This window comes from Streptomyces sp. NPDC031445 (genome assembly GCF_055581365.1).
Genome location: NZ_JBVIJO010000005.1, coordinates 146,830 through 165,608, shown reverse-complemented (window position 1 = coordinate 165,608; position 18,779 = coordinate 146,830). Strand labels below are relative to the sequence as shown.

The 18,779-nt window shown below is 71.4% G+C and carries 18 protein-coding genes; 6 read left to right on the top strand and 12 right to left on the bottom strand.

All coding sequences use genetic code 11. The features are described from left to right. Window positions 1-157: 157 nt before the first annotated feature. From ACZ5DC_RS15865 to ACZ5DC_RS15845, 5 genes are all read left to right on the top strand, one after another. Window positions 158-760, top strand: coding sequence for a TetR/AcrR family transcriptional regulator (locus ACZ5DC_RS15865; protein WP_468653064.1), 603 nt, complete (start codon window positions 158-160; stop codon window positions 758-760). 103 nt (window positions 761-863) lie between these two features. Further along, on the top strand, window positions 864-3,068 hold the full coding sequence (locus ACZ5DC_RS15860; protein ID WP_468653062.1) for an MMPL family transporter: 2,205 nt from the start codon (window positions 864-866) through the stop codon (window positions 3,066-3,068). Window positions 3,069-3,155: 87 nt separating this feature from the next. Beyond that, window positions 3,156-3,644, top strand: a complete 489-nt coding sequence (locus tag ACZ5DC_RS15855) for a YbaK/EbsC family protein (protein ID WP_468653060.1) — start codon at window positions 3,156-3,158, stop codon at window positions 3,642-3,644. Beyond that, window positions 3,641-4,486, top strand: a complete 846-nt coding sequence (locus ACZ5DC_RS15850; protein ID WP_468653058.1) for an EamA family transporter — start codon at window positions 3,641-3,643, stop codon at window positions 4,484-4,486. Before ACZ5DC_RS15855 ends, ACZ5DC_RS15850 begins: the two co-directional genes overlap by 4 nt. A gap of 77 nt (window positions 4,487-4,563) precedes the next feature. Further along, window positions 4,564-4,839 (top strand): DUF1876 domain-containing protein, encoded by a 276-nt coding sequence (locus ACZ5DC_RS15845; RefSeq protein WP_366749735.1) that lies wholly within the window; start codon window positions 4,564-4,566, stop codon window positions 4,837-4,839. Window positions 4,840-4,873: 34 nt separating this feature from the next. Here ACZ5DC_RS15845 and ACZ5DC_RS15840 read toward each other — a convergent pair whose 3' ends face one another. From ACZ5DC_RS15840 to ACZ5DC_RS15825, 4 genes are all read right to left on the bottom strand, one after another. Beyond that, on the bottom strand, window positions 4,874-6,034 hold the full coding sequence (locus ACZ5DC_RS15840) for a serine hydrolase domain-containing protein (RefSeq protein WP_468653541.1): 1,161 nt from the start codon (window positions 6,032-6,034) through the stop codon (window positions 4,874-4,876). Window positions 6,035-6,199: 165 nt separating this feature from the next. Then, window positions 6,200-6,958, bottom strand: a complete 759-nt coding sequence (locus tag ACZ5DC_RS15835; protein ID WP_366749734.1) for an energy-coupling factor ABC transporter ATP-binding protein — start codon at window positions 6,956-6,958, stop codon at window positions 6,200-6,202. Further along, a complete protein-coding gene (gene cbiQ / locus ACZ5DC_RS15830) occupies window positions 6,958-7,719 on the bottom strand; it encodes a cobalt ECF transporter T component CbiQ (protein WP_468653055.1) in 762 nt (253 codons plus the stop codon). The genes ACZ5DC_RS15835 and cbiQ overlap by 1 nt, the downstream gene beginning before the upstream one ends. Window position 7,720: 1 nt before the next feature. Further along, a complete protein-coding gene (locus ACZ5DC_RS15825; RefSeq protein ID WP_468653053.1) occupies window positions 7,721-8,764 on the bottom strand; it encodes an energy-coupling factor ABC transporter permease in 1,044 nt (347 codons plus the stop codon). 150 nt (window positions 8,765-8,914) lie between these two features. Between ACZ5DC_RS15825 and ACZ5DC_RS15820 the strand changes: the two genes are divergently transcribed. Then, entirely contained in the window at window positions 8,915-9,253 is a 339-nt protein-coding gene (locus tag ACZ5DC_RS15820) for an SsgA family sporulation/cell division regulator (RefSeq protein ID WP_468653051.1), read from the top strand. A gap of 20 nt (window positions 9,254-9,273) precedes the next feature. On the opposite strand, the gene ACZ5DC_RS15815 is transcribed toward ACZ5DC_RS15820, so the two are convergent. From ACZ5DC_RS15815 to ACZ5DC_RS15780, 8 genes are all read right to left on the bottom strand, one after another. Next, entirely contained in the window at window positions 9,274-10,941 is a 1,668-nt protein-coding gene (locus ACZ5DC_RS15815) for a penicillin-binding transpeptidase domain-containing protein (protein WP_468653049.1), read from the bottom strand. A gap of 96 nt (window positions 10,942-11,037) precedes the next feature. Next, window positions 11,038-12,672 carry a penicillin-binding transpeptidase domain-containing protein gene (locus ACZ5DC_RS15810; protein ID WP_468653047.1) on the bottom strand — a complete coding sequence of 545 codons (1,635 nt, stop codon included), beginning with the start codon at window positions 12,670-12,672 and terminating at the stop codon, window positions 11,038-11,040. Window positions 12,673-12,997: 325 nt separating this feature from the next. Then, window positions 12,998-13,561 carry a hypothetical protein gene (locus ACZ5DC_RS15805; RefSeq protein ID WP_468653045.1) on the bottom strand — a complete coding sequence of 188 codons (564 nt, stop codon included), beginning with the start codon at window positions 13,559-13,561 and terminating at the stop codon, window positions 12,998-13,000. A gap of 94 nt (window positions 13,562-13,655) precedes the next feature. After that, on the bottom strand, window positions 13,656-14,921 hold the full coding sequence (locus ACZ5DC_RS15800) for a tyrosine-type recombinase/integrase (RefSeq protein ID WP_468653043.1): 1,266 nt from the start codon (window positions 14,919-14,921) through the stop codon (window positions 13,656-13,658). A gap of 82 nt (window positions 14,922-15,003) precedes the next feature. Beyond that, entirely contained in the window at window positions 15,004-15,243 is a 240-nt protein-coding gene (locus tag ACZ5DC_RS15795; protein WP_468653042.1) for a helix-turn-helix transcriptional regulator, read from the bottom strand. A 442-nt stretch (window positions 15,244-15,685) separates the two neighbouring features. Next, complete coding sequence (locus ACZ5DC_RS15790; RefSeq protein ID WP_468653539.1) at window positions 15,686-17,164, bottom strand: ATP-binding protein; 1,479 nt, start codon at window positions 17,162-17,164, stop codon at window positions 15,686-15,688. 2 nt (window positions 17,165-17,166) lie between these two features. Then, window positions 17,167-18,009 carry a bifunctional DNA primase/polymerase gene (locus tag ACZ5DC_RS15785; protein ID WP_468653040.1) on the bottom strand — a complete coding sequence of 281 codons (843 nt, stop codon included), beginning with the start codon at window positions 18,007-18,009 and terminating at the stop codon, window positions 17,167-17,169. Continuing rightward, complete coding sequence (locus ACZ5DC_RS15780; RefSeq protein WP_468653038.1) at window positions 18,006-18,737, bottom strand: DNA methylase; 732 nt, start codon at window positions 18,735-18,737, stop codon at window positions 18,006-18,008. Before ACZ5DC_RS15780 ends, ACZ5DC_RS15785 begins: the two co-directional genes overlap by 4 nt. Window positions 18,738-18,779 lie beyond the last annotated feature (42 nt).

Here is an 18,779-nt window from a genome sequence, read left to right as displayed (position 1 = left end):
CGGCGCGGGCAACTCGTGGGGTCCGCGCCGCCCGGTTCCTTACAGGCCCTTCACCTTCGTGACCCACCCCACGTACGAAACGGTTTCGTTTCGTTGGCGCACGGGGTATCTTCATGGATGTACGAGGAAGAAGCTCCGGAGCGGGAAGGTGACGGGCATGACCGAAGCCGTAGCGGCGACACGTCGCAGCCGCATCACGCCCGAGCGCGAGGCCGAGCTGTACGAGGCCGTGCTCGACCTGCTCCGCGAGGTCGGCTACGACGCCCTCACCATGGACGCCGTGGCCGCCCGCACCCGGTCCAGCAAGGCCACGCTCTACCGCCAGTGGGGCGGCAAGGCCGAGCTGGTGGCCAAGGCCGTGCGGCACAGCAAGCCGGGCCGGGCCGGCGACGTCGACACCGGCTCCCTCAGAGGCGATCTGCACGCGCTCACCCTGCGTGCGGACGACTGCGAGATGGAACAGAGCTCCGCGCTGATGCGGGGCCTGGCCATGGCGGTGCACGGCAACCCGGACCTGCTCACAGCGTTCCGGGAGCACCTCGTCGAGCCGGAGATGGCGGAGTTCCGGCGCGTGCTGCAACGGGCGATCGACCGGGGCGAAATCCGCGCGGACAACCCCGCGCTCGGATTCATGATGCACATGATGATCGGCGCGTTCGCCGCCCGCACACTGATCGACGAGCAGCCGCCGACGCAGGACTTCCTCCTCTCGTACATCGACGCCGTGGTCCTCCCCGCCTTCGGCGTCACCGCGAGCTGACGCTCTTCCCCAGCAAGCCCACCACCTGACGTCACCGCTCACGTCGTCGGGCTGATCACCCCTGCCCAGCCGAACCCAACGACCTGACCGGGAGTACGCCTCCGTGGCCACGTTCCTCTACAAACTCGGACGCCTCGCCTTCCGGCGACGGCACTTCGTCGCCCTCATATGGGTCGCGCTGCTCACCCTCGCCGGGGTGGGCGCCGCCTCCGCGCCGGCCGCCGGCAACACGTCCTTCTCCATCCCCGGTACCGAGGCTCAGAAGGCCTTCGACCTGCTGGAGCAGCGCTTCCCCGGGATGAGCGCCGACGGCGCCACCGCCCGGGTCGTCTTCAAGGCCCCCAAGGGCGAGAAGATGACGGACGCCGTCAACAAGGCGACCGTCGAGAAGACCGTCAAGGAGCTGCGCAGCGGCTCCGAGGTCGCCTCCGTCGCCGACCCCTACACCGGCCACGCCGTCAGCAAGAACGGCACCATCGCCTACGCCTCGGTGAAGTACGGGGTCTCCGGCATGGAGCTGGAGGACTCCTCCAAGGACGCGCTGAAGGGCGCGGCCCAGGACGCGCGGGACGCGGGTCTCACCGTCGAGATCGGCGGTGACGCGCTGAGCGCGGCCCCCGAGACCGGCTCCAGCGAGATCATCGGCATCGCGGTCGCCGCGGTCGTCCTGGTCATCACCTTCGGCTCGCTGCTCGCGGCCGGATTCCCGCTGCTCACCGCCATCATCGGGGTCGGCATCGGCGTCTCCGCGATCACCGCGCTCGCCAGCGCCCTGGACCTGGGCACCACCACCTCCACCCTGGCCTCGATGATCGGCCTCGCCGTCGGCATCGACTACGCCCTCTTCATCGTCTCCCGCTACCGCGCCGAACTCGCCGAGGGCCGCGAGCGCGAGGACGCGGCCGGACGCGCCGTCGGCACGGCGGGCTCGGCGGTCGTCTTCGCCGGCCTCACCGTCGTCATCGCGCTGGTCGGCCTCTCCGTCGTCAACATCCCGATGCTGACGAAGATGGGCGTCGCCGCGGCGGGCACGGTCGCCATCGCCGTCCTCATCGCGCTGACCATGATCCCGGCACTGCTCGGCTACGCCGGCCGCAGGATCAGGCCGGCCGGCCAGAAGAGCAGGCTGCTGGGCGGCGGCCGCACGCCGAAGAAGCCGGGCCGCCCCAACATGGGCACCCGGTGGGCCAGCTTCGTCGTCCGCCGCCCGGTCGCCGTGCTGCTGCTCGGGGTGCTCGGCCTCGGCGCGGCGGCGATCCCGGCCTCCTCCCTGGAACTGGGCCTGCCCGACGACGGCTCCCAGCCGGCCTCGACCACCCAGCGCCGTGCCTACGACCTGCTCTCCGAGGGCTTCGGGCCCGGCTTCAACGGCCCGCTGATGATCGTCGTCGACGCCAAGGACAGCGCCGACCCCAAGGCCGCGTTCCGCGAGGTCGGCGACGAGATCAAGGGCCTGAAGGACGTCGTCACCGTCACCCCGGCCACGCCCAACAAGGCCGGCGACACCGCGACGATCACCGTCGTCCCCGGCTCCAAGCCGTCCTCGACCACCACCGAGGACCTGGTGCACGCCATCCGCGACAAGGGCGCGGACATCGCCCGCACGACCGACTCCAAAGTCCTGGTCACCGGCTCGACGGCGATGAACATCGACGTCTCGCAGAAGCTGAACGACGCGCTCCTGCCGTACCTGGCCCTGGTCGTCGGCCTGGCCTTCCTCCTGCTGATCGTGGTCTTCCGCTCGATCCTGGTCCCGCTGAAGGCGGCGCTCGGCTTCCTGCTCAGCGTGATGGCGGCCCTCGGCGCCGTGGTCGCGGTCTTCCAGTGGGGCTGGCTGTCGGGCCTGCTGAACGTCGAGGAGACCGGCCCGGTCATGTCGATGATGCCGATCTTCATGGTGGGCGTCGTCTTCGGCCTCGCGATGGACTACGAGGTGTTCCTCGTGACCCGCATGCGGGAGGCGTACGTCCACGGCGAGAAGCCCAGCCAGGCGGTGGTGACGGGCTTCAGGCACGGCGCCCGGGTCGTGACCGCCGCCGCCGTCATCATGATCGCTGTCTTCTCCGGCTTCATCGGCTCCAGCGAGTCGATGATCAAGATGATCGGCTTCGGCCTCGCCATCGCCGTCTTCTTCGACGCGTTCCTCGTCCGCATGGCCATCGTCCCGGCGGTCCTCGCCCTGCTCGGCAAGCGGGCCTGGTGGCTGCCGAAGTGGCTGGACCGCGCCCTGCCCAACGTGGACGTGGAGGGCGAGGGCCTGCGCGCCCACGCCGCCCGCGAGGACGAGAAGGAGCTGGTACGGGCCTGACGTACCGCTCCTGACACAGAGCCGCCGGTGAGGGTGCCCGTGGGGACGGGGCTGCACCCTCACCGGCTTTCCCGCTAGCGTGCGCCCATGACGACGACCGCCCATCCTCGTTTCGCCGCCGCCGTGCAGGAGTCGGGACTGGGGGAGCTGCTGCCCCGGGTCCGCAGCTTCCCGGAGGCGACCCGGACCGCCGCCGAGGCCGCCGCCGCCATCGGGTGCGAGCTGAGCCGGATCTGCAAGTCACTGGTCTTCGCCGCCGACGGGGTGCCCGTGCTGGTGCTCGTGGACGGAGCCTCGCGGGTGGACGTCGAGCGGCTGCGGCAGGAGCTTGGGGCCGCGAAGGTCACCCGGGCCGACGCCGGGCTCGTGCGCGAGACCACCGGGTACGCCATCAGCGGGGTGCCGCCCTTCGGGCACCGCACCCGCACACGGGTCCTCGCCGACCGCTCGCTGCTCGCCCACGAGGTGGTCTGGGCGGCGGCCGGCACGCCGTACACCGTCTTCCCGATCGGGCCGGAGGAACTCGTCGCCCACGCGGGCGCCACCCTGGTGGACGTGCGCGAGCGGCACGCGTGACACCGCTGGTCGCGACGGCCGTGCTGCTCGCCGCCGTCACCCACGCCGGCTGGAACGCCATCGCGCACCGCATCACCGACAAGCTCGTCGGCTTCGCCCTGATCTCCGGCGGCGGACTGCTGATCGGGCTCGCGGCGGCACCGTTCACGGCGTTCCCGGCGGGCCCCGCCTGGCCGTACCTGTTCGCCTCGGCCGTCGTGCACATCGCCTACTACGCGCTGCTGATGACCTCGTTCCGGCTGGGCGACTTCGGGCAGGCGTACCCCCTCGCGCGCGGCAGCGCCCCGCTCGTGGTGACCGTGCTCGCCGCCGTCTTCGCGCACGAGGTGCCCGGCGCCTGGGCGGCCGCCGGCATCGCCGTGTCCTGCCTGGGGCTCGGCGGGGTCGGACTGTGGGGACTGCGCGGGCGGCGGCCCGACTGGGCGGCGATCGGCGCGGCCCTCGCGACCGGCCTGACCATCGCCGTGTACACCGTCATCGACGGCATGGGCGTACGGGCCTCGGGCACGCCCTCCGGCTACGTCGCCTGGCTCATGGCCGTGCAGGGGGCGGTGCTGCCCGCGTTCCTGTACGCACGCGCGCGTGCCGGCACCATCCGGCTCCTGCGGCCGTACGCCGCCCTCGGCCTCCTCGGCGCCGCCCTGTCCGTCGCCGCGTACGGCCTGGTGCTGTGGGCCCAGACCCGGGCCGCGCTCGCCCCGGTCGCCGCCCTGCGCGAGTCGTCCGTCATCGTCGGCGCCGCCATCGGCGCGCTGTTCTTCAAGGAGCGCTTCGGGGCGCCCAGGATCGCGGCGGCGGGCCTGGTGGTCGTGGGCATCGGGCTGATGCTGCGGGCCGGCTAGCGCGGCGCACGGTGCCGACATGACGGGCCGGGTGCCGTGACGCACCCTGGAAGCAGCGGTTTTCGGAGGTGGTCGTCATGATGCACACCGCTGTGGGATGGCACATCGAGATGGAGTTCATGGAGGACGATCAGCACACGCGCGCGGCGGCCCTGGTGCGCCTGCCCGACGGCTCCGAGGTGCGGGCCCACGGCCGGGCCAGCCGGCACGGCGTCGACGCCAACCAGCCCCGGGTCGGCGAGGAGATCGCCGGTGCCCGCGCCCTCAACGAACTGGCCATGCACCTGCTGACCAAGGCACACGAGGAGATCGACCAGGCGTCCGGACGGACCTCGCACCCGATCCACGTGTGACACGCGTCCGGCGTGCGCCGAGGGCGCGCATGGCTCAGGCGAGCGCCGTGCGGACCGCTCGTACCAGTGCCTGCGCCCTCGGGTCCGCCGTCACACTCTGCCGGAAGCCGTTGGTGACGTAGCCGAAGGCGACGCCGGTGTCCGGGTCGGCGAAGCCGAGCGCGCCGCCGCGCCCGGGATGGCCGAAGGAGCCGGGGGTGAGCAGCGGCGACGCGGCACCGTGCAGCATGTGGCCGAGGCCGAAGCGGGTGCCCACCACCAGCACCCGGTCCGGTCCGGCGGACTCCTCCGCGCGGGCCAGCTCCATGGTCCGCGGGGTGAACAGCCGGGTCCCGCCGTCGACCCCGCCGATGAGCGAGGCGTAGAAGCGGGCCAGCCCGTCGGCCGTGGCGATGCCGTTGGAGGCGGGCAGGGCTGCGGCGCGGTAGCCGGGGTCGTTCTCGTCGGGGAACGGGGTGATCGCGGCGAACGCGCGGCGGGTCAGGGAGTCCGGGTCGGCGTAGGCCTCGGCCACCGCCCGCTTGGGGCGGGTCTTCAGCCCGCCGGCGGTCTCGGGCGCGTCCACCGGGCCGACGCGCCCCACGCGCGCCTGTTCCGGTTCCGGCAGGCCGAGCCACAGGTCCGCGCCCGCCGGCCCGGCGATCTCCTCGGCGATCCAGTCGCCGGCCGGGCGGCCGGTGATCCGGCGGAGCAGTTCGCCGGTGAGCCAGCTGAAGGTCTGGGCGTGGTAGCCGTGGGCGGTGCCCGGCTCCCACACCGGCGCCTGCGCGGCCACGGCGGCGGCGCCCAGGTCGGGGTCGGCGGCCTCGGCCGGGGTCAGCGGGCGGTCCAGCACGGGCACGCCCGCCCGGTGCGCGAGCAGGTCCCGTACGCGCGTGTGCTCCTTGCCGGCCGCCTTGTACTCCGGCCAGTAGGTGCCGACCGGGGCGTCCAGGTCCAGTTCGCCGCGCTGGTGCAGGAGCAGCAGCGCGGCGGCGGCGACGCCCTTGGTGGCGGAGCGCACGATCTGCGCGGTCCCGCGCTGCCAGGGGGCCGTGCCGTCCACGTCCCGGGTGCCGGCCCACAGGTCCACGACCCGGTGTCCGTCCCGGTAGACGGCGACGGCCGCTCCGCGCTCGCCGAGCAGCGCGAAGTTCGCGGCGAACGCCTCCCTGACCGGCTCGAAGCCCTCGGCCACAGTGCCGTTCACGTCCACGTCCACGCCCGCCGCCCCTTCCGCCCAGCTGTCTCCTGCGACAGTGGGTGCAACACGGGGGACGAGCCTGCGATTCCTCGGTCGGACCGGCCCGGCAGAATCGTTACGTCGATGGCGCCGCGCGTCGGGTGCGCCGCCGGCCGGGTCCGCGTCCGGCACGGCCCGTCACGCGCCCATGGCCACGGACTTCGGGTCGAAGCCGAACGGCAGCTCCAGCCGGTGCGCCCGCATCAGCTCCTCGTCGGAGAGCAGCGCGCCGGTCGGGCCGTCCGCCGCGATCACGCCCTCGCTGAGGACGAGGGAGCGCGGGCACAGCTCCAGGGCGTACGGCAGGTCGTGCGTCACCATGAGGACCGTGACGTCCAGGGAGCGCAGGATGTCGGCGAGTTCGCGGCGCGAGGCCGGGTCCAGGTTGGAGGACGGCTCGTCCAGGACCAGGATCTCCGGCTCCATGGCGAGCACGGTGGCCACCGCGACCCGGCGGCGCTGGCCGAAGGACAGGTGGTGCGGCGGCCGGTCGGCGAACTCCCGCATCCCGACCCGCTCCAGCGCGGTGTGCACCCGCTCCTCCAGCGCCGCCCCCTTGATCCCGGCGGCGGCCGGACCGAACGCCACGTCCTCGCGCACGGTCGGCATGAACAGCTGGTCGTCCGGGTCCTGGAAGACGATGCCGACCTTCTGCCGGATCGCGGCCATGTGCTGCTTGGACACCGGGAGCCCGGCCACGGTCACTGTGCCGGTGCCGCCGCCCAGGATGCCGTTGAGGTGCAGCACCAGGGTGGTCTTGCCGGCGCCGTTCGGGCCGAGGAGCGCGACCCGCTCGCCGCGCGCGATCGAGAAGTCCACGCCGAACAGGGCCTGGTGTCCGTCGGGGTAGGCGAAGGCGAGGCCGGAGACCTCCAGGGAAGCAGTCACAGGAACCATCACAGCATCCATCCCAGCAGGCAGACGACGAGGGCGGCACAGGGGAGGCTGAGCGCGTGCCGCCACTGCGCGCCGGACGCGGTCACCTCGTCGATGACCGGCATGGAACCGGCGTACCCCCGGCTCACCATCGCGAGGTGCACGCGCTCCCCGCGCTCGTAGGAGCGGATGAACAGCGCGCCGGCGGACTTGGCGAGCACACCCCAGTGCCGCACGCCCTTCGCCTCGAAGCCGCGCGACTCACGGGCGATCCGCATCCGGCGCATCTCGTCGGTGATGACGTCGCCGTAGCGGATCATGAAGGAGGCGATCTGCACGAGCAGCGGCGGCAGTTTCAGCCGTTGCAGCCCGAGCAGCAGTTCGCGCAGTTCGGTGGTGGCCGCCAGCAGCACGGACGCGGCGACGCCGAGGGTGCCCTTGGCCAGTACGTTCCAGGCGCCCCACAGCCCGTTCACGCTGAGCGAGAGCCCGAGCACGTGCACCCGCTCGCCCTCCGCCACGAACGGCATGAGCACGGCGAACGCGACGAACGGCACCTCGATCAGCAGCCGCCCGAGCAGGAAGCGGGCGGGCACGCGCGCCCGGTGCGCGACGACCGCGAGCAGCACGGCGTACACCGCGAACGCCCACATGGCCTCGCGCGGGGTCGACACGACGACCACCACGAACAGGAACGCGGCGGCCAGCTTGGTGTGCGGCGGCAGGCCGTGCACGGGCGAGTGCCCGTGCCGGTAGAGCCGGTGTGCGTGTCCCGCTCCCACGTCAGACGCCGGTGCTCGCGGGGGACACGTCGTCGGCGCGCCGCCTGCGCAGCGCCCAGAACACCGCGCTGCCCGCGACGACCGTGACGCCGACGCCGATCACGCCCGCGAGGCCGCCGGACAGCCGCGCGTCGGAGATGTCCTTCACGCCGTAGTCGGCGAGCGGCGAGTCGGCCGTGGTGTGCTGCTTCGCCTTCTTGTCGATCCCCTTGTCGTGCGCGACCTTCTCCAGGCCGTCGGGGTTCGCGGAGGCGTAGAAGCTGACGAAGCCGGCGAGGACCAGGGAGGTGACGAGGCCGGTGATCCACAGCGTGCGCCGGGAGGTGCGCGCCGCCACGGGCGCCGTCGGGGCGGGCGCGTCCACCAGTTCGCCGTTCACCCGCAACCGGAGCCGCTGCCGCAGGCCCCGCGCGCCGTACACCAGGTCCGGGCGCACGGCGACGACCGCGCCGACCGTCAGCGCGGTGATGACCGCCTCGCCGATGCCGATCAGGACATGGACGCCGATCATCGCGGTGGCGACCTTGCCGAGGGAGACGTCGGTGGTGCCGCCGACCGCGTAGATCAGCGTGAAGGCGACCGCCGCGGCCGGCACGGACACCAGGGCGGCGACGAAGGAGGCCACCGTCACCGAGCGCCGTTTGCGGGGCAGCACGGCGAGCAGGCCGCGGAAGACGGCGTAGGAGACGACGGTCGTGACGATCGCCATGTCGGTGATGTTCACGCCGAGCGCGGTCAGCCCGCCGTCGGCGAACAGCACGCCCTGCATCAGCAGCACGACCGACACGCACAGGACGGCCGTGTAGGGCCCGACGAGTATCGCGGCCAGGGCGCCGCCCAGGAGGTGGCCGCTGGTCCCGGCGGCGACCGGGAAGTTGAGCATCTGCACGGCGAAGATGAACGCCGCCACCAGGCCGGCCAGCGGGGCCGTCCGCTCGTCGAGTTCGCGGCGGGCGCCGCGCAGGCTCACGGCGAGGGCGCCGGCGGCGACCACTCCGGTGACCGCGGAGGTCGGGGCGTCGATGAATCCGTCAGGTACATGCACCGTACGATTTTAGGCCCTTGTTGCGAATGTCTTGCAAGAGAGACCGGCTCTCCATCTCCAGCGGAGGCGCGGACCGGAAAATGTGCCACTCTTGAGGGAAAGCGGATGCACGGCTTTCGCATACGTCACGGTGCGTGAGAGGGCGGTCCGATGTCTGTAGTCGAACAGTACGCGCGCGCTCACATCGTCACGGACGAGGAGGATCCCGGGGCCGTACCCGTCGTGCTGCGGTACGACCCCGACGCCGATCCCCGCTCCGTCCGGATCGGGCTGCCCGGACCGCACGAGTGGACCTTCTCCCGCGCGCTCCTCGAACGGGGACTGCGGGCGCCGGCCGAGAGCGGCGACGTCCGGGTGTGGCCGTGCGGGCGCGTCCAGGCGGTGGTCGAGTTCCACACCGACGACGGGGTCGAGGTCGTGCAGTTCGAGTCGAAGACGCTGGTGCGGTTCCTGCGCCGCACCTACACCGTCGAGCCCGTGCGGAGCTGATCGCGGCCGGGCGGAGCCGGTCAGCCCCCGAGCTTCAGCAGCTTCGCCACGATCGGGCCGGCCGTGTCACCGCCGTGCCCGCCCGCCTGGACCACACCGGCTGCGGCGAGGTCGCCCCGGTAGGCGGTGAACCAGCCGTTCGGCTTCTTCTGCCCGTCCACCTCGGCGGAGCCGGTCTTCGCGCCGTAGTCCGGGCCGAGCCCCGCCATCGCCTGGGCGGCCGTGCCGTACGCGGCCGTGTACCGCATCAGCTCGCGCAGCTGGGACAGCGTCTTCGGCGACAGGGTGCGCGAGGCGGTGGCCAGCGTGCGGTGGTCCACGGACGGCGGGACCAGGTACGGCTGGTGGAAGCTGCCCGACTTCACGGTGGCCGCCACGGAGGCCATGTTCAGCGGGTTCATGCGCACCCCGCCCTGGCCGATCAGCGAGGCCGCCATCTGCGCCGCCGACTGCACCGGCACCGAGCCGTCGAAGGTGGGCACACCGATCGCCCAGTTGTTCATGGACAGCCCGAAGACCTGCTGGGCCTGCTTGGTCAGGTCGTCGTTCTTCAGCTTCTTCGCCTGGCTGATGAAGGCGGTGTTGCAGGACCGGGCGAAGCTCGCCTTGAACGTGCCGCCCTTGATCTCGAAGTCGTCGTCGTTGTGGAACTTCCAGCCGCCGTAGGTGACCGTCTTCGGGCAGGGGTGCTTCTTGTCCGCGGAGGCCAGGCCCTTGTCGATCAGCAGCGACGAGGTGATGACCTTCATCGTGGAGCCGGGGGCGAGGGAGCCCTGGAAGGCGGTGTTGAAGCCGTGGCCGCCGTTGGCGACCGCCAGGATCTCGCCGGTCGAGGGCCGCAGCGCGACCACCGAGGCACGCGCGCGCCCCTCGACCTGCTGCTCGGCGGCGGCCTGGAGGGCGGGGCTGAGCGTCGTCCGCACCGTGCCCGGGGTGCCCTTGCTCAGCTCGACCAGCGTCTTGTCGGAGAGCTTGGCCTCCTTGGCGGCCTTGCCGCGCACCACGCGCAGCTCGACGCCCGCCGTGCCGCCCGCCGTCTTGCCGTACTTCTCCCGCAGCCCGTCCAGCACCGTGCCGAGGGACGGGTACCTGGCGGTGGTGATCTCGCCGCCGTCGCGGTCCAGCGCCTTGACCGGCGGGGTGCCGGACGCGCCGGTCACCAGCGTGTCGCCGTCCCGCAGTTCCGGGTGGAGCACGGCCGAGTGCCAGTCGACCAGCGGCTTGCCGTCGCTCGCCCGGCGCACGACGGTGAGCGAACTGCGGTAGGCGAACGGCTTGCTGAGGCCCCGGTAGGCCACCGTGGCCCGCACGGAGAACGGCACCTCGGCGCCCTTGGCCGTCCCCGGCTTGAGCGTGACGTCCTTCAGGTGGGCGTCCTTGGCGAAGCCGGTGAGCGCCTTCCCGGCGGCGGCGGGGTCGTCCGTGGCGTCCGCCGCCCGTTCGGCCTCGCCCTGCTGCCAGGCGGTCAGGAAGCGGGTGGAGGCCGTGCGGACCTCGGTGGCGGTGAGCGGGCCGGTCCTGACGGTCCGGTGGCCGGCCGTGGTGGCGGACCGCTCGTCGGCCGCGGCACCGCCGTCGTACAGCGCGTAGACGCCGAGCCCGGCACCGCCGACCACCACGGCGATCATCCCGCCGAGCACGGCGGGCCGGGTCTTCCGTCGCTCGGCGACGCGCCTTCTCTTGCCCACAGCCTCAGTTCCTCCGCACCTTTCCCAGGGTCCCCGCAGCCCGCACATTCCCCAACGACGGCAATCACCTTAAAGTCCCCGTCTTCCCGGGTGACGTCAGCCCGCGTTCCGTAGCACGCTTGCGACAATCGGCCCGGCGGCGTCGATGCCGTGCCCGCCGTCCTGGACCATGGCCGCCGCGGCGACGTCGTCGCGGTAACCGGTGAACCAGCTGTCCGACCGCGCCTCCCCGTCGACCTCCGCCGAGCCGGTCTTCGCGCCGACGTCCCCGCCCATCCCGGCCATCACGCCGGCCGCGGTGCCGCTGCGCGCGGTGCGGTTCATCATGGCGCGCAGCTGCTGGGCCGTGGCCGGCGACAGGCCGCGCGCGCGGGCCGGTTTCCGGTCGTCCAGCCGCAGCGGCACGATCAGCGGCTGGTGGAAGGTGCCGGTCTTCGCGGTGGCCGTCACGGACGCCATGTTCAGCGGGCTCATCTGGACCTGGCCCTGGCCGATCAGGCCCGCCGCGGTGTCCGGGCCGCCGGCCGCCGGCACCCGGCCGTCGAACGTGGGCACGCCGATCTGCCAGTTGTCGCGCCCGAGCCCGAAGCGGTCCTCGGCCTCGCGGGTGAGGGAGTCGGGCTTCACCTCGTCCGCGAACTTCACGAACGCCGTGTTGCAGGAGCGGGCGAAGCTGTCGGCGAGGGTGGCGTGCCCGTCCGGCGTCAAGCCCTTGAGGTTCTGGAAGGTCTGGCTCTGCCAGACGGCCGACGGCGGGCAGGGCGCCGGTCCGTTCGCGGTGGTCAGGCCGTTGTCGATGAGGGTCGCCGCGCTGATGATCTTCATGGTGGAGCCGGGGGCGCGTTCGCCGAGGAGGGCCGCGTCGAAGCCGTCGTCGCGGTTGTTGGCGACGGCGAGTATCTCGCCGGTGCTGGGCTTGACGGCCACGACCGAGGAGTCGGGGTACTTCAGCACGGCCTTCTCGGCCGCCGCCTGGGCGCTCGCGCTGAGCGTCGTGGGGAGCTTGCCGGGCCTGCCCTTGGCCAGGGTGAGCAGCGGGGTGTCCGCGACCTGGCTGCCGTCCGCCGCCGCCTGATGCCGGATCACCAGTTCCACCCCGGGCCGGCCGCCGGTCTTGTCGCCGTAGCGCCGGCGCAACTCGTCCAGGATCGGACCGAGCGACGGGTACGTCACCCGGGTGAGCACCTTGCCGCTGCGGTCCACGGCCTCGACCTCGGGGGCGGCCGACTCGCCGGTGGTGAGCGTGTCGCCCTTGCGCAGCCGCGGGTGGACGACGGAGGGCTGCCAGTCGACCAGCGCACGGTGCGAGGTCTGGCCGCGTACGACGGTCAGCGCGCTGCGGTAGGAGAGCGGCCGGGAGGCGCCGGCGTACGACACGGTGGCCCGCACCGTGAACGGCACCGTGTCGCCGGTGGCCCGGCCGGGCGTGATCCGCACCGCGCCGATGTGCGCGTCGTGGCCGTAGGCCGACAGCAGCTCCCGGGCCGCCTCCGGGAAGTTGGTGTACGACGCCGCGGCCGCCGCGTCGCCCTTCTGCCAGGCGCTGAAGAACGCGCCGGTCGTCTCCTTCACCTCGGAGCCGCTGGGCGGACCGGTCCGCACGGCCACCGGGCCCCCCGGGCCGTCGTCACCGTTCAGCGCGGACGCGACGTTGTACAGCCCGTACCCGGCGCCGCCGAGCACCGTGACGCACACGCCGCCGATGACGGCCGCCTTGACCCCGTTGCGCATGGTGCGCTTCCCCTCCCGTTCAGCCTGTTGAACATGTTCAAAACAGGTGGGGGCACTGTAAGCGGTTGCGCTCCCCGCATGACGGGAGTTGTCGAAACCGTGACTCAGACCCAGGTGTCCAGCCACATCCGCGACCGCCAGGAGTCGATCGGGATGGCCTGGCCCGTGTAGAGGGGCCAGAAGTAGATGAAGTGTGCCGTAGCAAGGGCCTTGGGGGTCTGAGCACGGCGCTTTCATCGCCGTGCAGCCAGGATGAGTCATCTGGGCCGTCTACGGGCCGTGATCACGGGTTAGGGCGACACCAGCGGGAGGTCTCGAATGGCGTTCACTCGTGCGTGGTGAGGACATCGCGCGAGACATCCATGAAGGCGTTGCGCTTGAGAGGGATTGCGAGCCAAAGGTCATCGCTCCTCTGTTGGTGCTGTCGCCTGGACTCTGCGTCGCCCGCAGTCCGGACGTTCTCCCATGCGGCCAGGTGATGGAAGAACGCGGTGGCAGCGCTAGTGAGCTCCTGGGCGCAGGCCGTCAGGTGAGCGGGTCCCCACAGTTGCAGTTGTGCGTTCGCGACGACCAGTTGCCTAGTAAGGTCGATCAGTTGGCGGCTGTGCTCCTCGTCGAGCCGCGTTCCATGATCGACAGCCGTTACGCAGTCGACAGCAACCATTGCGAAGACTCCGAACTTGTCCAGGAAGGTTGCGCAGGCCTCCCTCCGTTGGTCGCGCACCCAATGACGGTGCTCGGCTGCTGATTGATGGGCGACCTGAGTCTGTGCGGCTTCAATCGTCTTCTGCGCTCCGATTCGGGCTCCGTAAGCGGTGGCGAGTCCGCCGACCCCGGCACCCACTAGACCCGCTATCCCGGCGATCACGCCAGCAATCCCTTGATCCATCGCAGCATTCTTTCGCAACTGATCACACTTGTGTCCGACAGTTCAGCGGTTGAGCCGCTGCCCCAAACGCGGGCAGCGGCCCGACCAGTGGCTTCTATGCCGCCTCGTGGACTGACGCAGCACGTTGACCGGGCTCAGCCGTCAGATAAAGGCTGTCGACGGCCTTCCGGGTACGCCCCTCGCTGCTCGGCATGAGGTGCGTGTAAGTCCGGAGCGTGAAGCCCGGATCGCTGTGCCCGAGGTACTGGCTCAGGGCCCGGATGTTCTCGCCGGCGTCCAGGAGAACGGACGCGTAGAAGTGCCTGAGTGCGTGCATGCCGTGTTGGGGGGCCGATGCGTACCGCTCGCCCTCCTCCCGTGCCGGGATGATGCCGGCGGCGGCCAGAGCGGGCTTCCAGTGGTGGTCGTTGAAGTTGCTCACGCGGACGTGATTGCCCTCAGGCCCGCTGAAAAGCAACCGCTTCGTCACAGGCGGGCCGTCAGGCGTGCGCCACGGAAGCGTCACCTCGACCGGCTCGAACTTCGTCGCGTGTGTTCTGAGCGCGGTGGCGACGGCTTTGGGAAGCGGGACATCCCGGATTTTGCCACCCTTCGGCAGAGCGAAGACGTATTTGCCGCGGATGCGCTTGAGTTGATGGCCGACGGTGAGCCACCCGCCCTCGTAGTCGAGTTCTTCGACGGCAAGGCCGAAGATCTCACCCTGTCGCAGTCCGCAGCCCGCGCCAGCGTCCACGGCCGCCTGATAGCGCGGAGGGAGGTCGGCACGCACGCCGAAGACCTGCTCTGCCGTCCACGGGACGACGCGCGGCTTGCTCGGCTTGGGGAGTTGAACCGTGCGGGCACGGCAGGGGTTCTTGCTGAGTAGCCCGTCATCGACCGCCGCGCTCAGCGCGGCCGACACGGTGCCGACGATGATGCGACGGTGCGACTCTGCCGGCACGGTGGCTTCCAGTGCGGCGATCCAGGCCCGGATGTGCTCCGGCTTGAACGAGCCGAGGGGGCGTGAGCCGAGATGGGGGTAGGCGTGAAGCCTGAGCCGCCGTTCCGCAGCCTCACGGCTGTTGATTTCGCCCGTGTGCGTCGTCACCCAACGCTCCGCGTACTGCTGAAAGGTGGTCCGGCTCGACTTGGGGTCGATGTACTGGCCGCGCGACATGTCCGCCTCGATCTGGGCGAGCCACTGCTCTGCGAGCCGCTTCTGACGGTCGGGGAAGCTCTTGGACTTCTCGGTGCCGTCGGGGCCGATGTAGCGAGCCCGGTAGCGCATGCCGGTGCCATAGCGGTCGGTCTTGACCCTCACGGACTTTCCGTTGGCGTCGGTCTCTGTCTTGTACCAGCGGTCTTGGATGTGGCCTGCCATGAAGGCGCGGTCCCTTCTGAATATGAGGCGGGGAGGGCCGGCGGGCCTCCCCGTGGTGGCGCGAAGCTGGGTGCTGGCCGTTTCAGGCAGCGTCGCGGTCGGCGTCCTTGCGGTTGGTGACGTAGGCGCGTACGTCGGCGGGGTCGTAGCGGAGGTGCTTGCCGATGCGGAAACCGGGCGGTCCGGTGCGCTTCTTGCGCCACTGGTAGACGGTCTCCAGGGGCACGCCGAACATGGCGGCGATGTCGTCGGGGGTGAGGTACCGGTCCGGGAGACCGCCTCGGAGGGTGGCGCGGGGGTCGAGATCTGTCGGCTTTGCCATAGGGACTCCAAGCGGGGAGGGCGTGGCCGCGTGTGTCCGAGGTGCGGATTTCTGCGTCACCCGCGTCATCTGCGTCATTCACTCGCCTGACCTGCTGCTTTGAGGTGACGCAGGACCGGGAGGGTGCGTCACCGGTGACGCAGACCTTCGTCACCGGGTGACGCAGGTGACGCGGGGTGACGCAGAGATCGGCTGTCTGCGTCACCCGTCTTTGGGCAGGTCACCGACCGTTTGAGGGGGGTGGGTGACGCAGGTGACGCAGAGTCTTTCTACTTCGGACAAGGGAGGGGTTGGTGTCTGTTGTGGTGCGCGGCTCAGAGAGTGAAGAACGGGCCGCTTCGCGGCACGACCGTTGCAGGGCGGCGCCGCCGCCGAACAGCAAGAGGAGCACGCGGGGACGGGTGCTCCTCTTGCTTGTGCGGGCGGTCGTGGTCCCGCGCGGTCAGAAGGCCGCTGCTTGCTCGTGCGGGGGCAGTGGGGCGGCCGGCCGCGTGATCTCGATGTAGCGGGACGTCTTGGTGCGGCCCCAGTCAATGAGGACGCCCCGGGCGGCGAGGGTGGGCTGAAGGCGCTTGAGGCGGTCTGAGAGCACCTTGCCGGTGGTCGGCCACCCTTTGGGCAGGGGACGGAAGTCCTCGCCCGTGTAGAGGCCCGTGAGGCAGTGCAGCCACTCGGCCGACGTCATCCGCTGCTCGGTGCCCGGCTCGATGCCGGCGGCGTGCTTCAGGACGGTCTGTGCGAGCAGGTCGCCCTCGATGACGTCGTCGTTGAGGTCGTCCAGGCTGGCCCGGTAGGCGCTCAGCGCGCCGAGGCCGGTCGCCGCGTCGAGCTGCGCGCACAGGTGCGCGAAGTCGGCCATCCGCAGGTCGGTCGGGATGTCCGCCTCTGCCGCACGGACCTTGACCGTCAGGTCGAGCAACGACCCGAGGATGACCGGCAGCGCCTCGGCGTACTCCGCCCACAGTTCCGCCTCGGTCCGCCGGACCTTGGGCCGCTCCAGCCGCAAGGGCAGGAGCCGCTCCGCGAGGTCGGGCCGGATGACGCCCACGTCAATGCCGGTCAGAAGCAGGGGACGGCGGTAGCGGGCACGGAACACGTCCCCGTCGGTGAACAGCGCGCGCTTGACGTTCTCAGCCCCGGTGACGATGCAGCACATGGCATCGGACAGGTCCGGCGTCATGTGGGAGAGGTTGTCCAGGGCCGTGACCCATCCGGCCGCAACAGCGGCGATCAGGTTTTCCTCGTCCTTCGGGGCCCGGCGCAGGTCCCCGCTCATGCCCTCGATGACCCGCACGAGCATCCGCCCACCAGTGGACTTGCCGGCGCCCTGGGGGCCGGTGAGGAACGGAGCGGGGACGGGTACGGACGGGCCGAGGCAGCCGATCAGCCAGGCGATGGCCAGGCACTCCGTCTCCGCGTTGGCGAAGTTGCACAACCTGAGCAGCAGGTCGATACCCTTGCCGTCGGTGTCCTTGGCCGGCAGGGGCAGCTCCCCGGTGAGCTGGGTGCGTCGCCAGCACACCTCACGCGGGTCAGGGACGGCGATGTCCCAGCCAGTGGGGTGGATGCGGACGGACTGCCCGTCGGCGCGCCCGAGGTCCAGCCACGTGGCTCCGTCGAGTCCGGGGGCAACGCGGATGTGCACGGGCTGCACGTCCTCGGTCAGCGCGAGAGCCTCGATCAGGTCCAACGCCTCCTTGAGGGCGGTGCCGTTGAAGACGCCGATGCCGTCGCGGAAGAGTCCGACCATGAGTTCCTGGCGGTGGCTGCCGGTGGTGCCCTGGGAGCGGATCGGGCGGGCCACGGGGTGGCCGTTGCGCTGCGCGTAGACGGTGCCGTCGGCGGTGCGGAAGTACCGGAAGTGCGTTTGGGCGTAGTCGGTGATGATCTGGCGGGCGGGGTTCTTGTCGTCGTCCGTCATGGTCACAGTCCCAACGTGGTGCGGGCGTTGGTCCACGCGTCGGTGCAGTGCCGCGGGGACTCACCCTTGGTCTGCGCGGCGGCGAACAGCCGCGTGACGTGGGTGTCGGTGAGGCAGCCGCACCGGCCGTGCGTGGACAGCACGGCGAGGAACGTCCGGTACACGGTCGCGTGGACCGCGCTGCGCGCCTCGGTGATCCGCTCCACGGCCATGGCAATGCCGCTTTCCAGGAAGGTGGGCGTGCGGTGCGGGCACTCCCCGGGCCCTGCGGGCACGGTGACGGCGTGCGGCGCCGGCCGGGCCGGGGAGGGTGTCTTGATGGCCAGGGCGCGCACGGCGTCGGGCAGGTCGGCGATGTGGCCGGTGCCGGGGCCGAGGTAGCGGGCGTAGGCCATGGACGACTTGATGTCGACGCCGGGCCGGGCCGCGTTGCGGGAGGTCATGGCGCCCCGGTAGATCCAGTGCTCACCGCGCGTCGTCGGCACGGTCCGGGTAGAGGGCAGCGTCTCGCGGGCCCACGCGACGGCCGCCGCGTCGTCCAGGTCCACCACGGTCAGCCCGGCCCCGCCGGGGTGGTAGCCGATGCAGACGGCCTCACGCCATGCCGGCGCCCACGCTGGCGAGGTGATCACCTGTGGGTCGGTGGTGGCGGCGGCCCACGCGTGGCAGGGTGCCGGGCACTGGCAGGGACCGGCGTTCTTCATGTTCGGTCGTCCGCCGCAGACGTTCTTGGCGCACGCGCGGCAGTTCCCGAACGGCACCTTTCGCCGGCGCAGGGGCAGCACCGGCACGCCGGCCGCCGTCAGGTCGAGGGCGGTGGGCAGGAGGTCACGAGTGGTGCTCATGCCGCCGCCCCTGACGCGTTGGTGGCGGCGAGGTAGGCGTGGCCGATGAACTCGGTGTAGGCGGGCGGGATGGCCTCGGTCAGTTCCTCGCGAACGTCTGTCCACGTGATGCCCATCGCGGCCTGAAGCTCGGTGATGGACGGCTTGCCGCCGCCGTTGCCGTAGGCGGCGACGTAGGGGCCGTCGTAGAAGCGGCCGTGCCGGTATCCGCGGACGCGGCCCCGGTGCGGGACGTGCGCCGGCCGGGCCGTGGTCCAGCCGCCCAACTCGAAGTTGCGATGCCGGATCACCCCGAGACCGAACATCTCCCCGCACAGGGTCAGATCCTTGCGGATCTCCGCGCGTCCGTTCGGTTGCTCGATCACGTACGGCAGACCGGTCCGGTCGAGCAGGTCGCGGGTGGGCGCCACGAGGTCCTCGTGGGTGCCGCCCCATCCCTGGGACCGGTTGGTGCCCACGGTCAGCGAGCACTTGTCCTGGCACGGCGGGGAGGCGTGGACCATGGCGTACCGGCGGATCTCGCCCGTCGCGATCAGCGCGGCGAGGTAGGCGAGCGCGTCACCCTGGTGATAGTGGAAGGGGTAGTTCGGGCGGTCGGCGATGTCGCAGCCGTCGACCTGGAAGCCGGCGCGATGGTAGCCAGTACCGGCACCCCCGGCGCAGCAGAACAGATCCAGTAGGCGCGGCCGGTCGTCGGACACTCGCCCGATGGCGGTCGGTTGGGTCATGCTGGGAGACCTCCACTGTTCAGTTGGATGGGTGGAACGAGG

Coding starts and splice junctions, on each gene's coding strand:
- ACZ5DC_RS15865 (WP_468653064.1), top strand. CDS start 158: ATGACCGAAGCCGTAGCGGCGACACGTCGCAGCCGCATCACGCCCGAG.
- ACZ5DC_RS15855 (WP_468653060.1), top strand. CDS start 3,156: ATGACGACGACCGCCCATCCTCGTTTCGCCGCCGCCGTGCAGGAGTCG.
- ACZ5DC_RS15845 (WP_366749735.1), top strand. CDS start 4,564: ATGATGCACACCGCTGTGGGATGGCACATCGAGATGGAGTTCATGGAG.
- ACZ5DC_RS15835 (WP_366749734.1), bottom strand. CDS start 6,958: ATGGTTCCTGTGACTGCTTCCCTGGAGGTCTCCGGCCTCGCCTTCGCC.
- ACZ5DC_RS15820 (WP_468653051.1), top strand. CDS start 8,915: ATGTCTGTAGTCGAACAGTACGCGCGCGCTCACATCGTCACGGACGAG.
- ACZ5DC_RS15810 (WP_468653047.1), bottom strand. CDS start 12,672: ATGCGCAACGGGGTCAAGGCGGCCGTCATCGGCGGCGTGTGCGTCACG.
- ACZ5DC_RS15805 (WP_468653045.1), bottom strand. CDS start 13,561: ATGGATCAAGGGATTGCTGGCGTGATCGCCGGGATAGCGGGTCTAGTG.
- ACZ5DC_RS15800 (WP_468653043.1), bottom strand. CDS start 14,921: ATGGCAGGCCACATCCAAGACCGCTGGTACAAGACAGAGACCGACGCC.
- ACZ5DC_RS15795 (WP_468653042.1), bottom strand. CDS start 15,243: ATGGCAAAGCCGACAGATCTCGACCCCCGCGCCACCCTCCGAGGCGGT.
- ACZ5DC_RS15790 (WP_468653539.1), bottom strand. CDS start 17,164: ATGACGGACGACGACAAGAACCCCGCCCGCCAGATCATCACCGACTAC.
- ACZ5DC_RS15785 (WP_468653040.1), bottom strand. CDS start 18,009: ATGAGCACCACTCGTGACCTCCTGCCCACCGCCCTCGACCTGACGGCG.
- ACZ5DC_RS15780 (WP_468653038.1), bottom strand. CDS start 18,737: ATGACCCAACCGACCGCCATCGGGCGAGTGTCCGACGACCGGCCGCGC.